This is a genomic window from Streptomyces sp. Edi2 (assembly GCF_040253635.1).
Classification (GTDB): Bacteria; Actinomycetota; Actinomycetes; order Streptomycetales; family Streptomycetaceae; genus Streptomyces.
This window is the reverse complement of the sequence record NZ_JBEJGX010000003.1, coordinates 3,814,470-3,839,976: the sequence shown is the minus strand read 5'-3', so window position 1 is coordinate 3,839,976 and position 25,507 is coordinate 3,814,470. Positions and strand designations below refer to the sequence as shown.

The following is a 25,507-nucleotide window of genomic DNA, read 5'->3' as shown; positions in this document are numbered from 1 at the left end:
CGCTCGGGGGCGATCTCGGGGGATTCGCGGGAGATTGAGGAGCAGGATCCTGATTGCGTGTCGCTCGCACGGGTAGCGTCCACCTCGGCCGCGTCCGTAGCCGAACACGGGGGAGAGTTCCGGTACATGGCCGATGCGACACAGTCGTCAGCTTCGTCTGCCGCGTCACCCACCTTCGACGAGGTCTTCTGCGGGCTCTTGCCCCGGTTGTACCGACGGGCGGTGATGCTGGCCGGATCGAGACAGTCCGCGGAGGATGTGGTGCATGAGGCGTATCTCAAACTCGCCGCCCGTCCACAGCGCTTCCTCGCCCATCCGGAGCCGTACGCCTACGCCTTCACCGCCGTACTCAACGTCGCCCGGGACGCCTACCGCAAGGACCGGCGCCAGGTGCTGGTCGACGGGATGGACGGGGTCGAGGAATCCGGTGCGGGCGGGGTGGGCGGTGGTGTGGGTGCGGGGGCCGGCGGGGTGCCCGGCGGCTGGGACGGCGGGGTGGAGCGGCGGCAGGCCGAGATCGAAGCGGTGCGGCTGCTGGGGAAGCTGTCGCACCGGCAGGCCGGCATCGTCATCCTCGTCGACCTCGACGGCTACACCATCGACCAGGCCGCGAAGATCATGAAGGTGCACCGTGGTACCGCCGCCCGCCATCGCGCCCGTGCGCTGGACAGGCTGCGCGCCTACCTCGTTGCCTCGGAGCACGGGCAGGCGGGGAGGTGAGCGGCGTGGTGGGAGTCGGACCACGGTACGACGGCGGTGCGGGATCGGCGGGCGGCGGCCGGGACTTCGGCGGCGGCCGGGGCGGCGGCGCCGGGGACGACGCCGAGGCGCTGCTGCGTGCACGGCTCCGGCTCGCGGACGAACAGATCGAGACACCGCCCGGCCTGTGGGACCGCATCAGGGACCCCGGCGCCCCGGCGCCCGTCGTGGTCGCACTGCCCCGGAGGCGGCCGTACGCGGTCGCGCTCGTGGTGGCGGCGGCGGTGGCCGTGGTGGCGCTGGGGGTGTGGTGGCTGGTGCGTCCCGGGCCCGTCACGCTCCGGCCGGCCGGCCCGACCCCGGCGGTGAAGGTCACGGTCTACAACAGCGAACAGGCCTGCCGTACGGGCCGCTCCCTGGAGTGCGCCTTGCGGCTGGCCAGGGACCCGCGCGCCGAGTACGCCGCGCGCGGCAACTCCGCCGGCCGGGTCTGGCACGGCGATGACCTGGCCGCGCACTGCGTGGTCACCGACGGCCGGATGGTCCGCGACGAAGCGGGCGTCACCTCCACCCGCTGGTATCTGGTCACCAGCGGGCAGGGGGTGCGGGGGTGGCTGCCGGGGGTGCGGACACGGAACACCCGTGAGGTGCGGGAGTGTGAGGCGGGGCAGCGGTAGGGGGGTGTTTCCGGCGCGTCGGGCTCGGGGCTTGGGGCCTGGCGCGGGGGCTCGGGAATTCCGCCCTGGCGCGTCGGGCCCGGTCTCTTGGCGGGTCCGGCTCGGGTTCGGGCCCGGCGGTCGGGCTCGGGGATTCGGTGCCGGCGGGTCGGGCTCGGGGGCTTGGGTCCTGGTGCGTCCGGCCCGGGGCACCGCCCCCTGTAGGACGTCACCGCCCCCGATAGGACGGGGTGCGTCGCTGTACGAAGGAGGTGACCCCCTCCTGTGCGTCCGCCGTCGTCATATTGATCTCCTGGGCCGTGGCCTCGGCGGCGAGGGCCGTGGCCCGGTCGGCGTCGAGCGAGGCATTGACCAGCTGTTTGGTCAGGGCCAGCGCCCGGGTCGGGCCCGCCGCCAGCCGCTCGGCCCACTCCTTGGCCGTCTTCGCCAGTTCGCTGTCCGGGATCACGCGGTTGACCAGTCCCAGCCGGGCCGCCTCGGCGGCCGGTACGGCGTCGCCGAAGAACATCAGCTCCTTGGCGCGCTGCGGGCCGATCAGCCGGGGCAGGAGGTAGGCGCCGCCGCCGTCCGGGACCAGGCCGCGGCGTACGAACACCTCGATGAACGACGCCGATTCGGCAGCCAGCACCAGATCGCAGGCGAGCGCGAGATGGGCGCCGAGCCCGGCCGCGGTGCCGTTGACGGCGGCGATGACCGGCTTCTCGCAGTCCAGCACCGCCGTGATGAGCCGCTGGGCGCCGTCGCGGATCATCCGGGCGACATCGCCGGCGACCCGTTCGCCCGACGACGGCGATCCGCGGAGGTCGGCGCCCGCGCAGAACCCCCGGCCGGTCGCGGTGAGGACCACGGCCCGTACGTCCGGGTCGGCGGAGGCTTCGGCAAGCAGCCCGATGAGGCGTTCGCGCTGGTCGCGGGTGACGGCGTTCATCGCCTCCGGCCGGTTGAGGGTGATCCACGAGACGCCGTTGTCAGTGGCGTGCAGTATCAATGAATCGACGGGGTCGACGCGGCCTGCGGGGCCGTCGGCGGGGGGAACGGAAGCGGGGGACGGTGAGGGCGTCATGGGGGAACGGCTCCCAAGGGTGCGGTCATGGTGTGGACGGCGGGCTGCGGCGTGGCGGGGGCGCTTGCGGGGGCAGCGGCGGCAGGGGCCATTAAGGCTGCGCTCGTATCCGAGCCTGCGCCCGCGGTTACGGGTGCGACTGCGACTGCGGTTGGGGTTGCGTGCGAGGTCAAGGGCAGATGGCCAGCGCGTCGAGGGCCACGGCGCCCTCCCCGCGTGGCAGGACGACCAGCGGATTGATGTCCAACTCCGCCAGCTGACCGTCGAGTTCGAGCGCCATCCGCTGCACCCTGAGCACGACCTCGACCAGCGCATCGATATCCGCGGGCGGTGCGCCGCGTACGCCGTCCAGGAGGGCGCGGCCGCGGAGCTCGCCGAGCATCGCGCGCGCCTGGTCCTCACCGAAGGGCGGGATACCCACCGCAACGTCCTGCAGGACCTCCACGAGCACCCCGCCGAGGCCGACCGTGACCGTCGGCCCGAAGAGGCTGTCGTGGGTGATGCCGACGACCGTCTCGACGCCTCGCTCGATCATCTGGCAGACCAGTACACCGTCCAGCGCTACGTCCTCGTAACGGGCGATGTCGGTGAGCTCGCGGTACACGTCCCTGACCTGGCTGGCCGAGGTCAGTCCGACCTTGACCAGGCCGAGTTCGGTCTTGTGCGCCAGTTGCGGCCCGGAAGCCTTCATGACGACGGGATAGCCGACCAGGCTCGCCGACCGTACGGCCGCCGCCGCGCTGGTCACCAGCTGCTCGCGCGGGACCCGGATGCCGTAGGCCCGCAGCAGCTGCTTGGCCGCGTGCTCGCTGAGCGGTTCGCCCGGACGCATCAGGGCCTGGGCCTTGCGCGCGGACGGGGACGGTATGCGGGGGGCGTCGTCGAAGGGGGAGCGGTAGCCGGCCGCGAAGCGGTGGTGGTCCAGATAGGCGCGGACGGCGGTGATGCAGTTGGCGAAGGTGCGGAAGGTCGCCACCCGCGAGGAGCCGAGGAGGGTGCGGCGATAGGCGTCCTCGGTGCCCACCGGCGAGCCCCACACCACACACACCAGCTTGTCCGTCTGCTCCGCCGCATCCACCAGATCCTGGGCGAGCTTGTCGCTCATGGGCGGGAAGGGGCCGGTGATCGGGCAGATCAGTACGCCGATGGACGGGTCGGTCAGGATCGCGTCGATGATCTTGCGGCCGCGCCAGTCGCCGACCGGGTGCCCGCCGTTGTCGATCGGATTGGCGACGCTCAGGTAGTCCGGTATCCACTGGTGCAGTTCGGCCTGCTTGGCGTCACCGAGGGCGGGCAGCCGCAACCCCGCCGCCGTCGCCAGGTCGGAGAAGTGCGCGCCGGTGCCCCCGGAGATCGAATAGACGGCGATGCCCTCCGCGGTGGGCTTCTTCGCACGGGCCAGCAGGGCCGCGGTGTCCTGCAGCTCGTCGAGCCCGTCCACCCGGATGACGCCGAACTGCCGCATCGCCGCGTCCACGACGCTGTCGGCGCCGGTGAGCTTGCCGGTGTGCGAGAGGGCCGTCCGGGCGCCGGTCTCGGTGCGTCCGACCTTGACGGCGACGACGGGGACGTGATGGCGGGCGGCGCGGTCGGCGGCCAGCAGGAAGCTGCGGCCGTCCTTGAGGCCTTCCACATACGCGGCGATGGCGCCCACCTCGGGGCGGGTCGCGAAGTAGGAGAGGAAGTCCGCGGTCTCCAGATCGGCCTCGTTGCCGGTGGGGGCCCAGTGCGAGAGACGGATGCCCAGTTCCTGAAGGCTGAAGACGGGGCGGCCCTGGTGGCCTGACTGCGTGATCAGGGCGATGGCCGGGCCGTCCAGGTCCTCACGGAACCGCTCGAAGGCGTTGAGGTTGGTGTTCGGCCCGAGCAGCCGCAGACCGGACCGCTCGACGACCTCGGCCAGCCGGGCCTGGGCGGCCGCCCCGCGCTCGCCGGTCTCGGCGAATCCGGAGGCGAAGGCCACGGCGAACTTCACCTTGGCCTCGCCGAGTTGCTCGATGACCGGAAGGGGGTCGCCGACGAGGAGTACGGCGAGGTCGACGGTCTCCGGCAGCTCGGCGACGGCTGAGTGGCAAGGCCGCCCGAAGACCTGGTCGCGTCCCGGATTGACGAGGTGGAGCCGGGCGCCGACGCGCTCCGCCCAGGTGATCAGCTGGCGGGTGATCCCCGCGTTGGGGCGGCCCTCGCTGTCCGAGGCGCCGATCACGGCCACGGACTCGGGCCGGAAGAACCGGTCCAGGTCGAGCGCCGGGGCGTGCAGCGGACGCCCGCTGACATCGCGGTCGACCACCCCGGCGCCCTGTCCGCCGTCGCCGGGGTGCGGTTCACTGATGCCGTGGACGGTGTGTCGTGGTTGCTCCCCACAGGCCATGACGCGGGCCGGCCGGGAGTGAGTGGTGAGGGTGCCGTGAGTCGATCCAAGCATCGCAGACGCCCGCTCCTGTGTGAGGCCTCTCGTTCTCATCAACTGACGCACAGTCAGATTACTGAACTGACGCCACGTCAGGAATGGGCGTGCACGGTAAAGCTTGCGGGTGCGGGTGCGGGTGCGGGTGCGGGGCTCATGTTGTGCGCACGGTGATGGCGAACCATTCCTGCCTCCTCGTGCTCCGAGTTGAGCTGTCCGTGGTTCTGGCCCGGTCTAACGCCCTCTGCTCTACGAATGCTTTTGCGCCATATTCGTGAGACTGCCACGTTTTGTGTCCTGCGCCGTGATGCTCAGGTCATGTCTTCCCTGTCTGCCACGAACCCCTGGCCCACCACCATCGGCACGGCGCGACTCCTGCTGCGTCCCGCTGAACCCACCGACGTGAAGGAGTTCACCCGGCTCTGGACGGATCCCGAGGTTCGACGCTTTCTCGGCGGGCCGGTGGCCGAAGAGACGCTTTGCCTCTACCAGCAGAATTTCGCGCACCGTCCCAACCTGTTCACGGTGACCACACGGGAGGGCGCGACCGTCGTCGGCTCCGTGGTGATCGATCCGGCGTCCAGGTTCGACGAGCGGCGGGAGGTGTCCTACGGGCTCCTGCCCGAACACTGGGGGCAGGGATACGCCCGTGAAGCCGTGGCCGCCGTCGTTGACTGGGCCCTCGCGAACGTCCCCTCGGACAGTCCGTCGGTCATTGCGGTCACACAAGAGGCCAACGACCGCTCCCGCCGCCTCCTTGAGGCCATCGGTATGTGTCACCTCGGCAGTTTCGAGGAGTTCGACGCGGCCCAGGCGATGTATTCCGTCGATCGTCGGGGGCTCCGCCTCGGTGGGTGAGGGTGGGTGAGGGTGGGGAGGTGGCGTGGTCGTGCGGCGGGAGCGGTGGATTGCGCAGGGGCCCTTGCGTGAGGGGTTCCGTGTCGGTTGAACTGACGCATCGTCAGGTATCGTGAAGGCCGAATCGGTGGAGGTGTCCGCGTGATGGCTGGGACTGCTGGGGCTGGGGCGGGAGGGGCGCAGGGGGCGGTGTCGCGTGGGGCGAGGAGTGCGGCGCGTTTCGATCTGCCGGAGGTGGATGCCTTCACCAGGCCGTACTGGGACGCGGCGGCCGAGGGGCGACTGCTGCTGCGTCGCTGCCGGGCAGAGGGGTGCGGTGCGGTGCATCACTACCCGCGTGAGTTCTGCCCGCACTGCTGGAGTGAGGATGTCGGCTGGGTGCCGGCCAGCGGACGCGCCACTCTCTATACCTGGTCCGTGGTGCACCGTAACGATCTCCCGCCCTTCGTTGAGCGGGTCCCGTACGTGGCGGCCGTGGTCGATCTCGTCGAAGGCCCCCGGATGATGACCGAGATCACCGACTGCCCGGAGCCGGAACTGCGGATCGGGATGCCGCTCGCCGTGCACTTCCGTCACGAGGGAGAGGGGGAGGGGCAGGACGCGGCCGCGGGCCAGGGCGCGGGCGAGGGCGCGGGCGCGGGCGCGGGCGAGGGCCAGGGTGAGGGCGTTGGTGATGGTGTTGGTGGTGGGGCAGGCGGGAGGGTTGCCATTCCTGTGTTCCGGCCCGTGTGACGCCGGTGCGTCCCTGAGGTCCCGCCCCTGGGCTCTCGCCCTGGGTTCTCGTCCCTGAGTCCCGGCCCCTGAGGCCCGGCTCCTGGGTTCCCGGGCCGTCGTCCCTGAGCCCCGGCGTCGCCCTTGAGCCCCGGCGTCGCCCCTGAGCCCGGCGCCGCCCCTGGGCTCACGTGCCCCGTGCTGCCGTTCAGGGCCGCGGCGAATTGCGGTGGCGGGTCCGCCGCGTCCGCGGGATGCTGTGGCCGTGTTGATACGTGAGGCGACCGCGGCCGACTGGCCCGCCATCTGGCCCTTCCTCCACGCCATCGTGGCGGCAGGGGAGACCTATACCTACCCCCGGGATCTCGATGAGGCCACGGCCCGCGAGATGTGGATGCTGACGGCACCCGGCCGCACGGTCGTCGCCGTCGACGAGTCCGGCACGGTGCTCGGTACGGCCAAGATGAACCCCAATCACATGGGCGGCGCCGCACATATCGCCGGTGCGAGCTTCATGGTCGATCCGCAGTGCGGTGGACGCGGCGTCGGCCGGGCCCTGGGGGAGCACGTACTGGACTGGGCCCGCGCCGAGGGCTATCGCGCGATGCAGTTCAACGCTGTCGTGGAGACCAATACCGGTGCCGTCGCCCTCTGGGAGTCCCTGGGCTTCCGGATCATGACGACCCTCCCCGAGGGCTTCCTGCACCCCACCAAGGGCTATGTGGGGCTGCACATCATGTACCGGCAGCTGTGAGGGCGAGCCTCCGGCTCGCTCCGTGACTCACGGCCAGAGGAGTTCCTTCAGCCAGCCGTCGCCCTCGTAGCGGTAGTTGAGACGTACATGGCGGCGCTGTGCGTCGCCCTGGAAGAACTCGACCTCCTCGGCCCGCAGTACGTACAGCGTCCAGCTCGGCACCGGTGCCTCCGGCTCGCGACGGGCGCGCTCCCATGCGGCCTCCGAGGCGCGCGCCAGCTCCGCCGTCGAGCCGAGCACCTCGCTCTGCCGCCCGACCAGCGCCGCGGCCAGCGCGCCGGTGGAGCGATGGTGCAGATCGGCCGCGCTCTCCTCGGGGCCCGCCACGGTCACCGACCCCCGGACCCGCACCTGACGGCCGACCGCCGCCCAGTAGAAACCGAGCGCCGCCCGCGGCCGTACGGCCAAATCGCGGCCCTTGCGGCTGCCGCGATGCGAGGCGAAGTGCCAGCCGCGCTCGTCGGCGTCGTGCAGCATCAGGGTTCGCACGGAGGGGTCGCCGTCCGCGTCCGCCGTGGCGAGCGTCATGGTGTGGGGCTCGGGGACGCCGGCCTCGGCGGCCTCCCGCAGCCACTGCCGGAACAGTGGCAGGGGGTCGTCCGGCGCTGTGGCCATGTCGAACGCCGGCAGTTCGACGTCCCAGACCCGCAGCCCGCGCAGCAGCTCCCGGAACGCGCGGGCTTCCGCGGCGCCCCCGGTGTGCGTGGCATCCGTGGCTTCCGCGCCGTCCGCCCCGTCCGCGCCGTCCGTGGCGTCCGCGGCGTCCGCGGCGTCGGAGTGGTGAGCGGTGGCGCCGGCGGGAACGGCGTCCGGCGTGTCCTGGTGCCCGGGCTGATCAGTCATGTCAGGCAGCGTACGCGGGGGCGTACGGCGGCCGGAGCGGAGCGGCGGCCCCGTCCGATACCGGTGCGGCCGGATAATCCTTGAGCGTGATCGCGTTGGCTCCACGCTGCACGTCTTCGGCGATCTTCTTCGCGATCAGGCTCTTCCACGGCATGCAGGGCAGGATCCGTAGCATCAGATGCCGGAAGCGGATCTGCCGCCGGGTGTCCGCCGTCATTTCCCGGGCGAACTTCGCCGCTTGCGCGTGGTTGACCGCGACATAGCCGCGCATCTCCTCCTCGTAGCGCGCGAAGGCCTCCTCCAGGTCACCGCCGGCTGCCGCCAGCTCTCCGGCCAGGACGTACGCCCCGACCAGCGCCATTCCCGTGCCCTGGCCCGATGCGGGCGAAGAGCAGTACGCGGCATCGCCGAGCAGCACCACCCGGCCGCGCGACCAGCGGTCCATCTCGATCAGCTGCATCCCGTCGAAGTAGAAGTCGCTCGCCTCGCGGGCCGCCGCGAGCAGCCGTGGGACCTCACGCCAGCCTCCGGTCGGGAGGACGCCTACGTCCGCGAACGCGGCCTCCAGCAAGGCCAGTTGCTGCTCCTGGTCCCGGTGGTCGTAGGGCAGCTCCGGCGAGCGGAAGCTGAGCCAGGCCTTGGCGGCCGGGTCCCCGGTGGAGCTGTAGGCGCAGATCAGGCTGCCGGGCTGGGCGTGGTACAACTCCTCGCGCTCCAGGCCCAGTTCGTTCGGCAGGGAGAAGGCGGAGATATACGCCCCGAGGTGCCGTAGGAACTGCTCTTCCCGGCCGAAGACCAGCCGCCGGACGGTGGAGTGCAGCCCGTCCGCGCCGACCGCGAAGTCGAAGCGACGGGGGGCGGCACGCTCGAAGGTGACCTCGACGCCTTCGAGTCTGTCGGTGCCTTCGCGGTCGCCGACGCCTTCGCGGTCGTCGAGATCATCGGTGGGCGTGACCGGCGTGACCGGCGTGACCGGCGTGACCGGCGTGACCGGTGAGACCGGTGAGACCGGCGTGATCGAGGTGATCGAGTCGCCGAAAAGGTACTCGACGTCCGACCGGGTGCGTTCGTAGAGGATGCGCGCCAGATCGCCGCGCATGATCTCGTCGTCACGGCCGGCCCGGGCGCCGAAGATATCGGCGGGGAGGGTGGCGATCCGCTTGCCGTCGTCGTTCACATACGCGCCGGTCCGCATGTCCGTACTGGCGCGCTGGATGTCCTCCAGGATGCCCATCCGCTCGGCGGCCTCGATCGCGGCGCCCCGGATGTCGACCTTGTAGCCGCCGGTTCGCAGTGCGGGGGCGCGCTCGACGACGGTCACCGCGAAGCCGTAGCGGTGCAGCCAGTAAGCGAGCGCCGGTCCGGCGATGCTCGCACCGGAGATCAGCACGGTCCGGGGTGTCGTGCGGGGGGACCGGTCGGTGCCGGACAGCGCGGGTTCCATGGAGGGACCCATGGAGGGACCCATGGCGGGATGCACGGCGGAACTCATGGCGGGATTCCCTTCGGGGTGTGGTGCTCCTGAGCGGACTGCGCCGGGTACGCGCGGGCTCGGTCGTCGTTGCACGCGCCGACCGATGGCTCCGACTATACGAGCGTCTTAGACGCTTGTCTATGACAGTTGTTCATATCCTTGCCCGCGACGAACGGGGCAAGGAGGACACACCCTGTCCTCGACCCTCACTAGCGTCGGCCCGGGCAGTGTCACCGCGAAGGAGCAGAAGTTGAGCGAGGTCAGCACCAATCAGCCGCTCGGAACGCCGGCCTGGATCGACCTCGGGGTCCCCGACCTCGACCGAGCGAAGGCGTTCTACGGCGCGCTCTTCGGCTGGGAGTGCGAGGAGCGGTCAGCGGCGAGTGGCCCCTACACCCTGTGCCTGCTGCGCGGCCGGCGGGTGGCGGCGCTGCGGCCCGTCTCCGTCTCCGCCGCCGACGTCGAGGGCGAGTCCTGGTGGCACGTCCACGTCGCCACGGACGACTGTGACGGGACGGCCGAGCAGATCGCCGTCAGTGGGGGACGTGTGCTCGCACCGCCCGCGGACGTGGCGGACCTGGGCCGTACGGCTGTCGTGGCGGACCCCACCGGCGCCCGCTTCAGCCTCTGGCAGGGGCGTGCGCTGCCGGGCTGCGAGCTGGTCAACGAGCCGTGCACGCTGGTCCGCAACGACCTCGCGTGTCCGGACCCCGGCCCCGCCCGCCGCTTCTACGCCGCCGTCTTCGACTTCACTCTCGACGGGAACGACGACCTCCCCGATGTCGACTTCACCTTCCTGCGCCGCCCCGACGGCCATGAGATCGGTGGCATCTTCGGCGATCCGGCGGCCACCGCGTCCCGTTGGCAGACGGTGTTCGAGGTCGCGGACACCGACGAGCTGGTCGCCCGGGCCCTCGCCGCGGGCGGCGGCACCGGTACCCCGGAGGACGCCCCCTACGGGCGCATGGCCCCGATCGTCGATCCCTTCGGGACGGCCTTCAGCGTCATCACCCGTCCGTCGGCCGCCGGGTAGCCGCCGTCCACCACGAGGCCCGCCCTGCGGGCGAACGACGGGACTTTGAAGGCAGGCCCTAACCCCGCCCCAGCACCACCGTCCCCGACGAGCAGAACCAGCCGCCCGTACCCGAGGCGACCGCGAGCTGGGGCAACGCGCCGCCGGGCTTGCGCACCTGGCGGTCCGGGCCGGCCTCGCCACGCAGCTGGCGTACCGCCTCGACCAGCAGGAACAGGCCGCGCATACCGGGATGGCAGGCGGCCAGCCCGCCCCCGTCGGTATTGACCGGCAACTCCCCGTCCCGCAGCAGCCGCCCCTTCTCGACGAAGGCGCCGCCCTCGCCCTTGGCGCAGAACCCCAGGTCTTCCAGCGTCACCAGGGTCATATAGGTGAAGGCGTCGTAGATCTCGGCGAGGTCGATCTCGGAGGGGCGGACGCCGGCGCGTTCGAAGGCCAGCCGGCCGGAGACCGCCGCGGGTGAGACGGTGAAGTCGTCCCACTCCGACATGGTGGTGTGGGAGACCGAGGTGCCGGAACCGAGAACCCAGACGGGAGGCTTGGCGAGGTCCTGGACGTAGTCCTCGGCGACGAGCAGAACCGCGCAGCCGCCGTCGGAGCGGATGCAGCAGTGCAGCTTGGTGAACGGGTCGGCGATCACCGGGCCGGAGAGGACTTCGTCGACGGTGATCGGATCGCGGTACATGGCGTCCGGGTTGGCCGCCGCATTGGCGCGTGCCTGGACGGCTACCTGGGCCAACTGCTCCAGGGTGGTGCCGTATTGGTGCATATGGCGGCGTGCCGCCATGGCGTATTTGGCGATCAGGGAGTGCCCGTAGGGGACCTCGAACTGGAGCGGGCCGCGCGCCCCGAAGGAGAGGTTCGAGGTGCGGCGCCCGGCCTTGATGTCGGCGCGGGCGGTGGAGCCGTAGACGAGGAGTACGGCGTTCGCGTGGCCGGCGGCGATCGCGTCGGCGGCATGCGCGGCCAGCACTTCCCAGGTGGATCCGCCGACCGAGGTCGAGTCGACCCAGGTGGGGCGCAGTCCCAGGTATTCGGCGACTTCGACGGGGGCGAGGGTGCCCAGGCCGGCCGAGGCGAAGCCGTCGATCACCGAACGGTCCAGGCCGCTGTCGGCGAGTGCCCGGCGGGCGGCCTGGGCGTGCAGGGCGTACGGGGTGGCCTCGTCCACGCGCCCGCAGTCGGACAGGGCCACTCCGGCGACGGCGACCTTGCGATTCCCGTAACGGGGCCCTGGAGTCATGAATCTGACGGTACATCAGATTCAGTGTCAGGTTCGAGGGTGCGGGTGCGCAGGGCGGCCGGTCGCTGTCCGCCGGGTCCGCACGACCCTGTGGCGACAGGGGAGCGGCACCGGAAGTGGAAGCGGGGCAAGCGGAATCGGAAGTGGAATGATTATCCGAGAATCGGAGGTATGGACGCGGGCTTCAAATACTTTCCCCGGGAGGGTATTCTCCATCGCTGTGTGTATTTCTCCGGTGCGACTACGGCCGGTTTACTGCTCGCTGTTGCCCATGCGGTGAAGCAGGCATTTCCGTGTGCGGGACAAGGTCGTCCCGTCTGTCTCAGGGAGTGTCATGTTCGCCTATGCTTCAGAAATTCCGGCGCCCGGCCAGGCGCGCAACTCCGGATTAAGTGCCGCTTTCTTGGCGGGGGCTGTGATTCCCGTGGGTGTCACACCCGGGGGAATTACCCTTGCCCCCGGCGGCGCCCGCGCCTATGTGGCCAACCAGGGCTCGAATACGGTGAGCGTGATCGACACCGCCACCGATACGGTCAGCAGCACCATCCCGACAGGCGCCGGCCCCTCCTATGTGGCGATCAGTCCGACCGGCGCCCGCGGCTATGTGACCGTCTCCGGCGACGGCCTCGTCAGTGTGATCGACACGGCCTCGAACGCCATCGTCGCGAACATCCCCGTTGCGGCGGGGCCGACGATGGCTGCGGTCACCCCGGACGGCACCCGCCTCTACGTGACGCAGCAGGCCGGCAACACGGTGAGTGTGATCGACACGGCCACCGACACCGTTACCGGCACCGTCACCGTCGGGGCCGGGCCGACCGGTGTGGCCATCACCCCGGACGGGACCCGCGCCTATGTGGCGTGCCTCTCCTCCGGTGCCGTCAGCGTGATCGATACCGCCACGGACACCGTCGCGGCCACGATCCCCGTCGGCGGCGTCCCCATCCTGCTGGCGGTCACCCCGGACGGAGCCCATGTCTACGTCACGAACGTCGCCAACTCCACGGTGAGCGTGATCGACACCGCAGCCGGCGCCGTCACCGCCACCATCGGCGTCAGCGCCCAGCCGCGCTTCGTGGCGGTGAGCCCGGACGGCGCCCATGTGTACGTGGCGAATTCCTCCCCGGACACGGTGAGCGTGATCGACACCGCCACCCGCGCCGTCGTCGAGAACATCGGCGTGGGGGACGGCCCCACCGGTATCGCGGTCTTCCCCGACGGAACACACGCCTACGTGACCAACTCCGGCGCCGGCACCGTCGGTGTCATGGCGACGACGGTGATTCCGGACCAGGGGCGCACGGCAGGCGGAACGGTGGTGACTGTCACCGGTCACCACCTGGCCAATGCCGGCGCCGTGCGCTTCGGTTCCGCCCAGGCCGCCATCACCGCCAATACGGCGACCTCGCTGACCGTCACCACTCCCGCCGGAAACGGCGCCGTCCCCGTGACGGTCACCACCCCGGGCGGCACCGGAACCCTCGGATCCTTCTACTACGTGCCGTTGCCCGCCCTCACCGGCATCAGCCCCGCCGCGGGCCCTGTCGCCGGCAGCGACCAGGAGATCGTCCTCACCGGCCGCAACCTCGCCGGGGCGATCGATGTGTACTTCGGCCCCACCCGGGCCGTCGTCCAAACCGTGTCCGACACCCAGCTCACCGTCCGAGCCGCCGGCGCTCCGGGGCCGGGCGGTGTCGCCGTCACCGTGTTCACCGCCGGCGGCAGCGCCGGCGGCCCGACCTACACCTACGTCAGCCCGTCCACCGTCACCGGCGTCAGCCCCGACACGGGACCGACCTCCGGCGGCACCGTGGTGACCCTCACCGGCACCGGCCTGTCCTCCACCGACCAGGTCACCTTCCACGGCGTCCTGGCGCCCTTCGAGATCGTCTCCGACACCACGGTGACCGCCACGTCCCCGCCCAGCGGCACCACCGGCACCTTTGACGTCACGGTCGCCGGCCCTGGAGGCACGCCTTCCGGATCGTTCACCTACGTCTCCGGCCCCGATATCTGATCCCTCTCGGGGCAGGGGGCAGGGGGCAGGGGGCAGGGGTCAGGGGTCAGGGGTCAGGGGTCAGGGGCCGGGAGCCAGTGGCCGGGATGCGCGGCGTCATGGCATCCCTGCGATTGATCTCGGTCCGGTAATTACGGCTCCATTACCGCGTTTCATGGCCATAGCCAATGCATTTCCCTTCCAGTCCCAGAGGAGAAAACTGTGCGTCACTTCAAGCAATTCGCCCTGAGCGCGGTCACCGGATTTGCCGCCCTCCTTTTCTGTGCACCCTCGGCATCGGCGGCCACCGGCAGCGGACCCGGGCCCAATCCCCCGAGAGAGGAAGTCTTCCAACTCGTCGCGAAGCAGACTCAGGGCGGCTTCGTCGACGTGGACGGGTCGGGCGGGCCGAGTCTGGGGGACGAATTCGTCGTCAGTGGCAATCTCCTCCGCGGGAACAGCACGGTCGGCACCTACAGCGAGATCTGCAGGCTGACCCGGTTCGACCCGGTTGATCAGTTCGACCTGCAGTGCGCGGCCGATCTGTCCCTCCCCCAGGGGCAGCTCACCGTGCAAGGCCGGTTCAACGTCACCACCGCCGGTCCCGGCAACATCGACCTGGCGATCACCGGGGGCACGGGCCGCTACCGCACCGCTCGCGGCTACCTCCACGCCGTCAATGTCTCCGACACGGAAACGCACTTCACGGTCCATCTCCTCCTCTGACGGGAGGGGGAACGCCTCACCTCGTCCCCGTGCTCACCTCGTCCTCGCCCTCGCCTGCGGCCCCGGCCGCACGGCGAGGGCGAGCGCCGTCATGGGGCGTTGCCGTCGGGCGCCGTCAACGGGCGTTCGTCGCCGGGGCGCCCTCGTCGGGCCTCGCCGTCGGCCGCCGTCTTCGGCTCTCGTCATCGCGGGCCGTGCGGAGCGCGTGCCCCGTCGGCCCGACGACTTGCGGGCCTGGCCTAGGAAAGTGCACCCCTCGTCCCTACTATGACGGCCCGTCAGATCGATAGCGGGAGTGAGTGAGCCAGCCCGTCGGACCGACGGGGGTGCCGCACGGCCGGGAGGAGCCCGCGATGGATGCCGCGTTCACCGAGGAGCAGCACGAAATCCGCCGCACCCTGCGCGAACTGCTGCTCAAGCACTGTGGTCCGGACCAGGTCAAGGCGGCGGTACGCACCCCGCCCGGGTACGACGCACAGCTGTGGCACCGGCTCGCTGCCGAGCTCGGCCTGCCCGGCCTGGCGCTGCCCGCCGCCTACGGCGGGGTGGACTGCGGGCCCACCGAACTCGCTCTGGCCTGCGAGGAGACCGGTCGCGCCGTCCTTCCCTCGCCATTGATCGCCACCGCCGCGCTGGCCGCGCCGCTGATCCTCGCGCTGGGCAGCGAACGCCAGCGCAGCGAACTGCTGCCAGGCCTCGCCACCGGGGAGCTGACCGGAACGCTCGCCGTACCGGGCGGGCAGCTGTCCACCGCACTGGGGCTGACCGGGCCGAATGACGGCGACTGGGCGGGTGGCGGCCGGGCCGGCGGGATTCAGGCGTGGATGCAGGACGGATCGTGGCGGCTGTACGGGGAGGCCGGGCAGGTGCTGAACGGCCACACCGCGGAGGTGCTGGTGGTGGCCGCACACGCCGGTGGGTTCGCGCGCAGCCGTACCCTGCTCTTTCTGGTGCGGGCGGCGGCACTCGGCCCGGCGGTCCGGCCGGACGGCCGGCAGGCGCACGCCAAGGGGGTAGTCGAGGGGGCAGCGGAGGGGCCGGCCGAGGGGGCAGGTGTGCCCGGTGCGACCGGGCTGCTGCGGATCCGGCAGACCGCGCTGGACGAGACCCGCCCGCTGGCACGCCTCGAACTGCGCGAGGTTCCGGCCGAGTTGCTGGGGGACGTGGACGGGGAGGGTTACCCGTACGGGGGAGGGACGGCGGTGGCCGCCGCGCTCGCCGCGACCGGGGTGACGGCGGCCGCGGCGCTGGCCGCCGAGGCGGTGGGGGCGGCCGATGCGGCGCTGGCCCGTACCGTCGCCTACGTCCGGGAGCGCGAGCAGTTCGGCCGCCCCATCGGCTCCTTCCAAGCGGTGCAGCACCGGCTCGCCGATCTGTATGTGACGCTGCAGGCGGCACGCTCGGCGGCGTACTACGCGGCCTGGGCGGCGGGCGGCGGCCGGCCCGGGGGGCGGGGCGCCCCGGGAGCGTACGGAGTGGTCGGCCCAGGCGCAGCCGTCTCCGGTGAAGCCGAGCCCGGTGCTGCAGAGTCCGGCGCAGCCGAGTCCGGTGTGGCCCGGCCGGTTGTGGCCCGGCCCGCTGCCGCAGAGGCCGGTGTGGGGGCGCTGGCGTTGGCGCAGGCGCTGGAGGCGCTGCGTACGGTGGCGGCCGAGGCGGTGCAACTGCACGGCGGTATCGGCTTCACCTGGGAGCACGAGGCGCATCTGTACTTCAAGCGTGCGGCCGGCGATGAACTGCTGCTGGGGCCCGTCCACCGGCTCCGGGCGCGGGCCGCCGAGGAGGCCGGGCTGTTCACGGGCGGAGTGGGGGAGGCCGGCGGTGGCAGAGGGCTCAGCGGGAGCCGTGGGGCCGGGGGAAGCGGACAGCAGCTCAGCAGCCGTAGCCGTGGGGCAGGTGGAAGCGGTGGGACGCCCGTGCGCCGGGCCACCGGCGAGGCGCCGGCGGGAGCCCGTACGCCGGAGCCAGAGGCAGAGGCAGAGCCCGAGGCGGTGGAGGCCTGATGCCGCGGGGTGAGCGTTTGCTTCAGAAGGTCTCCGCGACCCGCACGTTCGCCCGGATCGCGCCGCACGTCATCCCCGCTCTGGACCGTGCCGTGCACCGGTTGACCCGCGGAAAGGTGCTGCTCAGCGCCCGGATGCTGCCCGGTGTGGTGTTGACCGCGACCGGGGCGAGGAGCGGGCTGCCGCGGCGTACTCCGCTGGCGTGCCTGCCGGAGGAGAGCGGCTGGCTGCTGATCGGCAGCAATTTCGGGCGGCCCGGGCATCCGGCCTGGACCGGCAACCTGCTGAAGAACCCGGAGGCCCAGGTGAGTTGGCGCGGCCGGGACATTCCGGTGCGGGCCCGGCTGCTCACCGGTGAGGAACGGGCGCAGGCCTGGCAGGCGGCGCTGGCGTTCTGGCCGCCGTACGCCGCGTACCAGGCGCGGGTGGCGCGGGAGATCCGGCTGTTCCGGCTGGAGCGGCGGTGACCCGGCCGGTGCGCAGTGGGGCTTGGCGGGGCTTCACTCCCGCCCCTCTTGCCCCTTCGGTTCCCCATGCGCACAGCGGGCGTCGCGGCGAACCCCTGAGGGGCCGCGCGACGCCCGCTGCGTGTGCGGTACAGCTATGGCAGGACGGATACAGGACCGACGGCGGCGAACCACCCTGGACGCCCCGGGACTTCGAGGCGCGGCAGCCTCGACAGCGGCTTCTCCGGCCGCTTCCGCTTCCTCGGATGCTTTCCCGGTGGCTTCGCTATTTCGCTATTTGGTCGGCTTCTTGCCGGTGACGCCGAGGTGTACCAGCAGCGCCAGATTCGGTTTGAGCTCGGCCTGCTTCACGCCCCAGCTCTGGAAACCCTTCTGGTGCCCGGCAACCGCCGCCAGCATCGCGACGAGTGAGCCGGCCATCGCGGGCGCACTCACGTCCTTGTCGACCTTGCTTTTGCTCTGCAGTTCCTTGATCGAATCCGTAAGGGAGTTGGTGACGGCATTGAGGATCTTCATGCGGATCTTGTAGAACCGCTTGTCGCCCTCGGCCGCGCCCAGGTCGATCACGCGCAAAATGGCGTCGTGCTTCCGCCAGAAGGAGAGGAAGCCCTCGACCAGATCCTCTGCCGTCTGCCATGCGGACTTGCCCACCCAGGAGCGTCCGGCGACAAGATCGGTCAGAGTGGCGCCTTCTTTGGCCATCTCCTCGGCGATTTCGAGGACGGCGCCCTCGACGTCCGGGAAGTACTGGTAGAACGTTGCGGGTGAAGTCCCCGCTTTTCGGGCTACATCGATGACCTTGACGTCCCGATAGGGGGACGAACTGAGCATTTCACTGAGGCAGTCCAGAAGCTTTTGCCGCGTCGCCTGTCCGCGGCGGCCGGCAACTCTGCCGTCGACGGTTCGAACTTGTCCTGTCATGCCGTCAGCTTACCGAGGGGTGATCGGAGCGCGATTTGGCTGCCTGCAAATGGGGATGGGGGAGTTCGGGGTGCGTAGCCGCCGTGAGTGTGCTGGTGGCGGGCCCGCCCGTGGCCGCGCCTCGCGCCGCCCCGCTTGGTCCGAACCGGTGAAGAGTGTTATCAACAGGCTGTGGACAACTCTGGTGGATAAGTGGTCCCCGTCCGTGCCGCAAGTGTCTTGCGGTGGCCGTCAGTTGAACATTGACCCTGCCGCTTCCCCGTCCGCAGCCTCCGACGAAATAGCTCGTGCGTGCGAATTCTCGGCGGGTGAATCGTACGAAACGGCGCTAGCTTGGACATCTGGCCCCCGTGGCGGTCGGCTCTCCGGCCTGCCCGGATGCCTGATAGGGCGCCACGCCAGGTGTCATGACGCCGAAATGACCTTCGAACGCGCAGAATTGATCCGCTGGGGCGGGAGCGATGACGGGGGATGGCATGGCTGGCGGGGTTGGCGTGACCGGTGGGTGTCGCGTATCCGGTGGGGATGGCGGGACCGGTGGGGGATGGGTGTGCGCAGTCAGCGGAACGGCATGGTTTCGGCCACCGCGGCCACCGGATGCTCAAGAGGGCGAACCGCTTCCGCGGTAGTCCCGTCAAACGGAGTGGTGAACGTCCGTATTTCGGGCGGTGCCGCGCGTGGCAGATCGGTAACTTGCCGGTAACCCGCCCGGTAACCACTCGTCAGGGGACGTATCGCAGCACGTCAGACGTGGTTGGGTTACGTCGGGTAACGGGTCGGGTGCGGGCCGCGGAGGGTATGCCGTGACACGGCGGACAGGCCCCGGGTTCGCAACCGTCGGCCCGGCCAGGAACAATCAGCACGCGTACGGCCGTTTCGACGCTCCTCGCCGCAGGCGGGGAGACGCTGCACGGGGCAGTGGCTCTCGGCGGCCCGTGAGCTTTTGAGAGTCTCTTTTACGCCCCACGGGGAGGTGGCAGGCAAGTGGTGGAGCAGCTGAAGCAGCTGACGCAGCACGATCCCCGGCGGATCGGCCCGTTCGAGGTGCTCGGCCGTCTCGGGGCCGGCGGCATGGGACTGGTCTATCTGGCGCGCTCGGCGTCCGGCCGGCGCGTGGCGATCAAGACGGTGCGTACCGAGCTCGCCGAGGACCAGCTGTTCCGGATCCGCTTCACACGCGAGGTCGAGGCGGCCCGCGCGGTCAGCGGTTTCTACACGGCCGCGGTGGTGGACGCCGATCCGCGCGCGGCGGTGCCCTGGCTCGCGACGGCCTATGTCCCCGCGCCCTCCCTCGAGGAAATAGTCAATGAGTGCGGGCCGCTCCCGGCCCAGGCGGTGCGGTGGCTGGCGGCCGGGATCGCCGAGGCGCTGCAGTCCATCCACGGCGCGGGCCTGGTGCACCGTGACCTGAAACCGTCGAATGTGCTGGTCGTCGAGGACGGCCCCCGGGTGATCGACTTCGGGATCGCCTCCGGGGTGTCCAACACCCGGCTGACGATGACCAACGTCGCCGTGGGCACACCCGCTTATATGTCGCCCGAGCAGGCCCGTGACTCGCGCAGCGTGACGGGCGCGAGCGACATCTTCTCCCTCGGCTCGACACTGGTCTTTGCCGCCACCGGCCATGCGCCGTTCCATGGCGCCAACCCCGTCGAGACCGTCTTCATGCTGCTGCGTGAGGGCCCCGACCTGGCCGGGCTGCCGGACGAACTGCGTCCGCTGATGGAGTCCTGTATGCAGATGGAGGCCGGCCAGCGGCCGTCCCCCGCCGATCTGCAGTCCCAGCTCGCGCCGCATCTCTTCGGCTCCGGAAGCGACGACAGCGGTACCGCCTCGGCGTGGCTGCCGCCCGGAGCGGTGGCGCTCATCGAAGGCCGCCGCGGCGGTCGCACCACCGTGGCGAACGGCGGCCAGCGAGCCGCGTCCGGGCGTGGCACCGGCCGTGCGGCGCCCGCCGCGCCGCCGCATCCGCCCGCGGCGCCTCCGGTGTCCGCGGCGCAGCCCGTCCAGGCGCCACCGCGGCCGGAGAGCGCACCGGCCGGTGCGGAGTCCGGCTGGCCCGGCCGTGTCGGCGCGGGCCCCGGCGCGCACCGGGGCACCGACCCGCGCGGTGGCAACCCCGGCCCGATGCCGCAGCCCGCGGCGCTCGGCCCGGATGTCTCGACGGCCCGGGTGGACCCGGTCTCCGCGGCCCCGCCCGCCGCTTCGCAGGCAGCGGCTGCCGCACCGTCCCCCGCCGCCGCACTGTCCGCCGCGCCGCCGGCCGTCTCCGGGGACGGTGCCGCCGGCCCCGTACACCTGGGTGGCTCGGCCGCTCCGATAGGGCCGGGGCCGCGCGCCGACGCCCCGGGCCCGCAGCCGCGTGGGCAGGCCGGTGCCGCGACGAACTGGGTACGGCCGCCCGGTACCGGACCCGTGACCGGTGTGCCGGCGCAGGGCCCGGCCGGCGGTGCCGTGACCGGGGAGAGCCCGGCCCGCGGAGAGGCCGCGCCACCTCCGCCGCCCGAGGCGCCGCCCGCCGACCCCGGCCGCTGGCGCCCCTGGCGGTTCCGGATGTCGAACGATGTGTGGGGCACTCCCGCCGTCGCCGACGACCTGCTGTACGTCACGTCCTTCGAGGTGCATGCGCTCGATGTGGCCAGCGGGCGCCGCAAGTTCAAGACCCGTGACGTCGCCTGGGCGATGGCGGTCGCGGACGGCCGGATCCACGCCTCGGACGGCCCGAGCCTGTACGCGCTGAGCGCCGACGACGGCGCCGAGCGCTGGCGGCTGCACACCGAGGGCTGGGTCTACGCCCTCCAGGTCGACCGCGGGACCGTGGTCACCAGCACCCGGGGTGGCGGAGTCCAGGCCTGGGAGGCGGCCACCGGCGAACGGCTGTGGGAGATCGGCGGCGTCCAGACCGACTTCGAGACCGCCGAGGCCGCACCCGTGGTGCACGACGGCACGGTCTTCGTCTGGGCCGACGCACGGCTCAAGGCGCTGGAGGCGCGGACCGGCGCCGAGCGCTGGTCGTACCCGGTGGGCGACGCCGCGTCCTGCGGAGGAGTGCCGGTACGGCTGCTGCCCGCGTCGGACGGTGCGGTCTATGTCGTGGCCGGCACCCGGGTGCTGGCGATCGACATCGCCCGCGGCGAGGTGCGCTGGCACTTCGAGGCGCCCGCGGTGTTCCTGAGCCCGCCCGCCTTCGCCCCCGGCCCGGCAGTCACCGGCGGCGGGGTCTATCTGGCGGACTACCTCGGCACGGTCTACGCGCTGGACCCGGCGGACGGCCGCGACCGCTGGCGGATCGCCACCGAGGCGCGGCAGTCCACCGAACCGGTGCTGGTCGCCCATGGCGCGGTCCACCTGGGCAGCGGTAAGGCGCTCTACACACTGGATGCGGTGACCGGCACCCCGCGCTGGCGGTTCCAGGCCGGCGCCGAGGTCATCGGCGCACCGGTCGTCGCGGAGGGCCGGGTGCACTTCGGCTCGGCCGACCACTGCCTCTACACGCTCGACGCGATGGGCGGTCAGCTGCGCTGGAAGCTGGCGACCGGCGGCGAGATCACCGGCTCGCCGGTGGCGGTCGGCGGCGTGGTGTACGCCTGCAGCAAGGACCGCTGTGTGTACGCGTTGGACGCGGCGAAGGGGACGGGGCTGGCGCGGCGGGCGTGATGCGGCGTGGCGGCTGTGGGCTGGTGCGGCGGTTGTGATGCGACGTGACGTGGCACGGCGGGCGTGACGTGGCGCGGTGGTCGTGGCGTGGCATGGCGGTCGTGACGTGGTGGTCGTGAGTTCGCCGTGTCCGGCACTACTCCCGGTCCTCAGGGGGCTGTTCAGGCCTCTCGGGTTGTCCGGGCTGCCCGGGCGTCCTGGGCTGTCCGGGTTCTCCGGACTGGGAGGGGCGCGGTGGTTGCCGTTGCTCCTTGCCCCACTCCACGGGAGGTGTGGGGGGCTGCTGATGGGCCGGCATGGTCGGCGGCGGGGGTGGCGCCTGCGGGCGTGGCTGTTGAGGCTGTTGCTGTTGTTGGGGCGGCTGCTCTTGCTGCGGCGGGGGTGGCTGCTGGTGCTGTGCGGGCGGCGGTGGCGGCGTGACCGGCAGGGGAGCGGTGGGGGTGTCCTCGTACGGGCCGTGGGCGCCGTGGTCAGGTCCGCCGGCGGCCGTGGGGCCTGCCGGGTGACCGCCGGGGCCGGGACCCGTCGGGTAGGGCTCGGGGTTCCACTCCTCCGCCCCCGGGCGGCCCGCGTCCCATGGCTCGGGTGTCCCCGGGGGGTAGGGCGTGTACGGGTCGTACGGTGCGCGCCGGCCGTAGGGGTCGTCGTGGGCGGAGGGCCCGTAGCGCCCGTCGTCGTACTGCCGCTCGTCATAGCCGCGGCCACGGACCCGTCGGCCGCGGCCGCGCATGACGAGGGCGCCGAGCAGCAGCAGTGCGCCGCCGCCCAGTGCGCTGGCCACGCCCGCTCCGAGGCCACGGGCCCCGGCCGTCAGCTCGCTGGTGGCCTGCCCCTGGCGGACCATCCACAAGATCGTGAAACCGAGTACCACCAGGCCCGCGACGGTGATCAGCGCCCGGGAGCGCAGGGCAACTCCGATCAGGGTCAGCAGGGCGGCGAACGCCATGGGCAGGAGGACGGAGCCGAAGAGCGCGGCGCCGTTGCGGGTGATGCCGTTGAAGAGGTCTTCGATCCGTACGTCGCTGCCGTGACGGCCGTCGTACCAGGGACGGAAGGGGCTCCATACGGCGGCCGCCGCTCCGGCGAGGGCGATCAGCGACCCCAAAACGTTGCGCACCACGGGCGTCGCCTCGCTTCGAGTCGTCCGGTCATCCTCCGTGACCGACGCTACGCCCGACCCTCTGAGCTCGCGAGAGAAGTACGTCTGAGAGAAGTACGCCCGAGAGAGGCGCGCGTGAGAGAAGCGTGCGAGAGAAGCACGCCCGCGAGAAGGATGTGTGAGCGAAGTACGCCCGCCGACGTATCGCCGGGGTATCCGCCGGCGTAAGGGTCATCTGACCAGTGGTCCGCCGCCCCGCCTGCCGTCCCGCCCGCCCTCCTGGCCGCCGTCGCGCGTGCGGGCGGCGAACAGGCCGGCCTGGCGGTCCGGGGGCAGATTGCCCAGCGCGATCAGCTGGGGGGCGTGCGCCAGGGCCTGTGCCCGGGCCGCCTCCTTGGCCGCCCACAGGGCGCGCACGGTGCCCTGGACAGGCTCGGTCGGCTGGGCGGCGAGCACGGCCGCGCGGCGCAGCGCCACCTCGGCCGCGGCACCGGGTGCGGTCAGCTCGGAGACCAGGCCGATCGCGTACGCGCGGGCCGCGCCCAGCCGCTCCGCGGTCCCCATCAGAGCCATCCGGGCGATTTCCCCCAGGGGCATCCGCTGCGCCATGAGGATGGACTCGTACGCGCTGACCATCCCGTAGGTGGTGTGCGGGTCGAAGAAGGTGGCGTTCTCCGAGGCGATGAGGAAATCGGCCTCGCCCAGGAGGTAGAAGGCGCCGCCGCAGGCCATTCCGTCGACGGCGGCGATGACCGGCTTCCACAGGTCGTTGGCCTTCGGGCCGATGTGGAGCAGTGGATCGTCGATGGAGTAGGGCGAGGGCGGCTGGGGGACGTCGGCGGAGCGGTCGAGGCCGGTGCAGAAGGCCCGGCCGCCGGCGCCGGTGACCACCGCGGCCCGTACGGCGTCGTCGAAGCGGAACGCCCGCCAGGTGGCGGCGAGTTCGGCGGCGGTGTCGAGGTCGATGGCGTTGTGCCGCCCGGGCCGGTCGAGGGTGACCAGGGCGACCCCGTCCTTGGTCTCCGTACGGATCGTCATGGGCGCTCCAGGAGCCAGCGGGGTACGGTCACGCCCCCGGGCATGGTGTGGAAGGCGGCCTTCACCGGGGCGCCGATGCGCAGCCGTGCCGGGTCGACGGAGTTGAGGGGAGCGTCGGCCTCGGCGACGAGATTGCCGACGAGGCGGATACGGGGGGCGTCGGCCAGCTCCACGACGATCGCGTTGTAGCCCGGCAGGGCGGCGTACGCGGGCAGCAGCGGCGGATGCGGCAGTACATAGGACCAGATACGGCCGCGGCCGCTCATCCGCTGCCAGTGCGCGGCGAACGACTGGCAGTGCGGACAGCAGGGCCGGGGCGGGAAGCGCAGTTCGTCGCAGCCGGAGCAGGTCTGGATGCGCAGTTCGCCCCTGGCGGCGTACTCCCAGAAGGGCGCCCCGTCGTCATCGGCGACGGGAAGCAGCAGGCCAGGGCCGCTGTCGGGCCGGTTGTCAGTGGCGGGTGTCACGCTGGGTGACATGACATCGCGAACGGCTTCAGCGGACTTGGTGGACTTGGCGGACTTGGCGGTCTCGGTCGACGGGACCGACGCGGCGGACCCGGCCGGTTGGCCCGGCTCGGCGGAGGGGACGGGCACAGCGGACTCGACGGCTTCACGGGCGCTCATGACGTATCAACTCCTCAGCAGCAGGGCCGAGGTGGGGACGCCCTCGCCCGCGGTGACCAGGCAGGTGGCGGCGCCGGGTACCTGCGCGGTGCTGGTGCCGCGCAGTTGCTTGACGCCTTCGGTGATGAGGTTGAAACCGTGGACGTACGCCTCGGAGAGGCCGCCGCCACCGGTGTTGAGGGGGAGCCGGCCGCCGGTCTCCAGCGCGCCGCCCTCGGTGAAGGCCGCTCCCTCGCCGCGCCCGCAGAAGCCGTACCCCTCCAGGGAGAGGGGGATCAGGGGGGTGAAGGCGTCATAGATCTGTGCCACGTCGACGTCCTGCGGTCCGAGGTCGGCGCCCTTCCACAGTTGCCGGGCGGCGGTCCAGGCGGGGCCGGTGAGCGGATCGTCGTTCCAGTAGTTGACCATGCCGTGATGCTGGGCGGGCAGGCCCTGGGCGGCGGAGTGGACATAGACCGGTCGCTGCCGGCAGTCGCGGGCCCGCTCGGCGGAGACCACGACACAGGCCAGCGCGCCATCGGTCTCCAGGCAGTTGTCGAAGAGACAGAGCGGCTCGCTGATCCAGCGGGCGGTCATATACATCTCACGGGTCAGCGGGCGCTCGTACATCATCGCGGCCGGGTTCTGGTTGGCGCGGTTGCGGCAGGCGAGCGCGACGTTGAAGAGGTGGTCGCGGGTGGCGCCGTATTCGTGCATATAGCGGCGGGCCAGCATGCCGATCTCGTCGGCGGGGCGCAGCAGTCCGAAGGGGCGGGTCCACTGTCCCGGGGTGGGCAGCTGGACCTGGGTGTTCTTCCAGGGGCGCGGTCCCGAACCGCGCTTGCGGGACCGCCAGGCGACGCCGACGCTCGCCTGGCCGGTGGCGATGGCGGCGGCCAGATGGGCCACCGTCGCACAGGAACCGCCGCCGCCGTAGCCGACCTTGGAGAAGTGGGTGACGTCCCCGGCGCCGATGGCCTTGGCTATCTCGACCTCGTCGGTCTCCTCCATGGTGTAGGAGGCGAAGGCATCCACCTCCGAGGGGGCGATACCGGCGTCGTCCAGCGCCGCGACGATCGCCCGGCAGGCCAAGGTCTTCTCGGAGGCGGCGAGTTGTCTGGCGAACGGTGTCTGCCCGATGCCGGCTATCGCCGTAGCGTCCTTGAGGGTCGCCCCCATCGCCACCTCCACGGTCGGTCGTCAGTGCTGACAGCGGAGGAGGCTACCGCTAATCTG

Annotated in this window: 21 protein-coding genes; 11 read left to right on the top strand and 10 right to left on the bottom strand. The window is 71.7% G+C overall.

What is annotated here, in order from left to right:
* The first annotated feature begins 126 nt into the window (after window positions 1–126).
* Complete coding sequence (locus ABR737_RS20125) at window positions 127–720, top strand: RNA polymerase sigma factor (protein ID WP_350251554.1); 594 nt, start codon at window positions 127–129, stop codon at window positions 718–720.
* A gap of 5 nt (window positions 721–725) precedes the next feature.
* Window positions 726–1,376, top strand: a complete 651-nt coding sequence (locus ABR737_RS20120) for a hypothetical protein (protein ID WP_350251553.1) — start codon at window positions 726–728, stop codon at window positions 1,374–1,376.
* 208 nt (window positions 1,377–1,584) lie between these two features.
* Here the strand turns inward: ABR737_RS20120 and ABR737_RS20115 are convergent, their stop codons facing one another.
* Window positions 1,585–2,439: an enoyl-CoA hydratase/isomerase family protein gene (locus ABR737_RS20115; protein ID WP_350251552.1), complete on the bottom strand. Its 855-nt coding sequence runs from the start codon at window positions 2,437–2,439 to the stop codon at window positions 1,585–1,587.
* Between the two features lie 169 nt (window positions 2,440–2,608).
* On the bottom strand, window positions 2,609–4,864 hold the full coding sequence (locus ABR737_RS20110) for an acetate--CoA ligase family protein (RefSeq protein ID WP_350251551.1): 2,256 nt from the start codon (window positions 4,862–4,864) through the stop codon (window positions 2,609–2,611).
* A 300-nt stretch (window positions 4,865–5,164) separates the two neighbouring features.
* Here ABR737_RS20110 and ABR737_RS20105 point away from each other — a divergent pair, with 300 nt between their 5' ends.
* The 3 genes from ABR737_RS20105 to ABR737_RS20095 all read left to right on the top strand — a co-directional run bounded on the left by ABR737_RS20105 (window position 5,165) and on the right by ABR737_RS20095 (window position 7,169).
* Complete coding sequence (locus tag ABR737_RS20105) at window positions 5,165–5,704, top strand: GNAT family N-acetyltransferase (protein ID WP_350251550.1); 540 nt, start codon at window positions 5,165–5,167, stop codon at window positions 5,702–5,704.
* A 144-nt stretch (window positions 5,705–5,848) separates the two neighbouring features.
* Window positions 5,849–6,436 (top strand): Zn-ribbon domain-containing OB-fold protein, encoded by a 588-nt coding sequence (locus tag ABR737_RS20100; protein ID WP_350251549.1) that lies wholly within the window; start codon window positions 5,849–5,851, stop codon window positions 6,434–6,436.
* A gap of 244 nt (window positions 6,437–6,680) precedes the next feature.
* Complete coding sequence (locus tag ABR737_RS20095; RefSeq protein ID WP_350251548.1) at window positions 6,681–7,169, top strand: GNAT family N-acetyltransferase; 489 nt, start codon at window positions 6,681–6,683, stop codon at window positions 7,167–7,169.
* Window positions 7,170–7,196: 27 nt separating this feature from the next.
* Here the strand turns inward: ABR737_RS20095 and ABR737_RS20090 are convergent, their stop codons facing one another.
* Both ABR737_RS20090 and ABR737_RS20085 read right to left on the bottom strand, forming a co-directional pair.
* Complete coding sequence (locus tag ABR737_RS20090; RefSeq protein WP_350251547.1) at window positions 7,197–8,012, bottom strand: pyridoxine/pyridoxamine 5'-phosphate oxidase; 816 nt, start codon at window positions 8,010–8,012, stop codon at window positions 7,197–7,199.
* A 1-nt stretch (window position 8,013) separates the two neighbouring features.
* Window positions 8,014–9,504, bottom strand: a complete 1,491-nt coding sequence (locus ABR737_RS20085; protein ID WP_350251546.1) for an FAD-dependent monooxygenase — start codon at window positions 9,502–9,504, stop codon at window positions 8,014–8,016.
* A gap of 232 nt (window positions 9,505–9,736) precedes the next feature.
* Here ABR737_RS20085 and ABR737_RS20080 point away from each other — a divergent pair, with 232 nt between their 5' ends.
* Window positions 9,737–10,519 (top strand): VOC family protein, encoded by a 783-nt coding sequence (locus ABR737_RS20080; protein WP_350251545.1) that lies wholly within the window; start codon window positions 9,737–9,739, stop codon window positions 10,517–10,519.
* A 58-nt stretch (window positions 10,520–10,577) separates the two neighbouring features.
* Here the strand turns inward: ABR737_RS20080 and ABR737_RS20075 are convergent, their stop codons facing one another.
* Window positions 10,578–11,762: a thiolase C-terminal domain-containing protein gene (locus ABR737_RS20075; RefSeq protein WP_350251544.1), complete on the bottom strand. Its 1,185-nt coding sequence runs from the start codon at window positions 11,760–11,762 to the stop codon at window positions 10,578–10,580.
* 424 nt (window positions 11,763–12,186) lie between these two features.
* On the opposite strand from ABR737_RS20075, the gene ABR737_RS20070 reads away from it, so the two are divergent.
* The 4 genes from ABR737_RS20070 to ABR737_RS20055 all read left to right on the top strand — a co-directional run bounded on the left by ABR737_RS20070 (window position 12,187) and on the right by ABR737_RS20055 (window position 16,951).
* On the top strand, window positions 12,187–13,779 hold the full coding sequence (locus ABR737_RS20070) for an IPT/TIG domain-containing protein (RefSeq protein ID WP_350251543.1): 1,593 nt from the start codon (window positions 12,187–12,189) through the stop codon (window positions 13,777–13,779).
* 201 nt (window positions 13,780–13,980) lie between these two features.
* Window positions 13,981–14,484 carry an allene oxide cyclase barrel-like domain-containing protein gene (locus ABR737_RS20065; protein WP_350251542.1) on the top strand — a complete coding sequence of 168 codons (504 nt, stop codon included), beginning with the start codon at window positions 13,981–13,983 and terminating at the stop codon, window positions 14,482–14,484.
* Window positions 14,485–14,837: 353 nt separating this feature from the next.
* Complete coding sequence (locus tag ABR737_RS20060; RefSeq protein ID WP_350251541.1) at window positions 14,838–16,484, top strand: acyl-CoA dehydrogenase family protein; 1,647 nt, start codon at window positions 14,838–14,840, stop codon at window positions 16,482–16,484.
* Entirely contained in the window at window positions 16,484–16,951 is a 468-nt protein-coding gene (locus ABR737_RS20055; RefSeq protein WP_350251540.1) for a nitroreductase family deazaflavin-dependent oxidoreductase, read from the top strand. The genes ABR737_RS20060 and ABR737_RS20055 overlap by 1 nt, the downstream gene beginning before the upstream one ends.
* Window positions 16,952–17,224: 273 nt before the next feature.
* On the opposite strand, the gene ABR737_RS20050 is transcribed toward ABR737_RS20055, so the two are convergent.
* The gene (locus ABR737_RS20050) at window positions 17,225–17,872 is read right to left on the bottom strand and encodes a TetR family transcriptional regulator (protein ID WP_350251539.1); all 648 of its coding nucleotides are present in this window, start codon (window positions 17,870–17,872) and stop codon (window positions 17,225–17,227) included.
* 984 nt (window positions 17,873–18,856) lie between these two features.
* Here ABR737_RS20050 and afsK point away from each other — a divergent pair.
* Complete coding sequence (gene afsK / locus ABR737_RS20045; protein WP_350251538.1) at window positions 18,857–21,529, top strand: protein serine/threonine kinase AfsK; 2,673 nt, start codon at window positions 18,857–18,859, stop codon at window positions 21,527–21,529.
* Between the two features lie 136 nt (window positions 21,530–21,665).
* Here afsK and ABR737_RS20040 read toward each other — a convergent pair whose 3' ends face one another.
* The 4 genes from ABR737_RS20040 to ABR737_RS20025 all read right to left on the bottom strand — a co-directional run bounded on the left by ABR737_RS20040 (window position 21,666) and on the right by ABR737_RS20025 (window position 25,450).
* A complete protein-coding gene (locus ABR737_RS20040) occupies window positions 21,666–22,649 on the bottom strand; it encodes a hypothetical protein (protein ID WP_350251537.1) in 984 nt (327 codons plus the stop codon).
* Between the two features lie 210 nt (window positions 22,650–22,859).
* A complete protein-coding gene (locus ABR737_RS20035; RefSeq protein ID WP_350251536.1) occupies window positions 22,860–23,666 on the bottom strand; it encodes an enoyl-CoA hydratase/isomerase family protein in 807 nt (268 codons plus the stop codon).
* Window positions 23,663–24,145 carry a Zn-ribbon domain-containing OB-fold protein gene (locus ABR737_RS20030; protein WP_350256857.1) on the bottom strand — a complete coding sequence of 161 codons (483 nt, stop codon included), beginning with the start codon at window positions 24,143–24,145 and terminating at the stop codon, window positions 23,663–23,665. Before ABR737_RS20030 ends, ABR737_RS20035 begins: the two co-directional genes overlap by 4 nt.
* 153 nt (window positions 24,146–24,298) lie before the next feature.
* Window positions 24,299–25,450: a lipid-transfer protein gene (locus tag ABR737_RS20025; RefSeq protein ID WP_350251535.1), complete on the bottom strand. Its 1,152-nt coding sequence runs from the start codon at window positions 25,448–25,450 to the stop codon at window positions 24,299–24,301.
* Window positions 25,451–25,507: the final 57 nt, after the last annotated feature.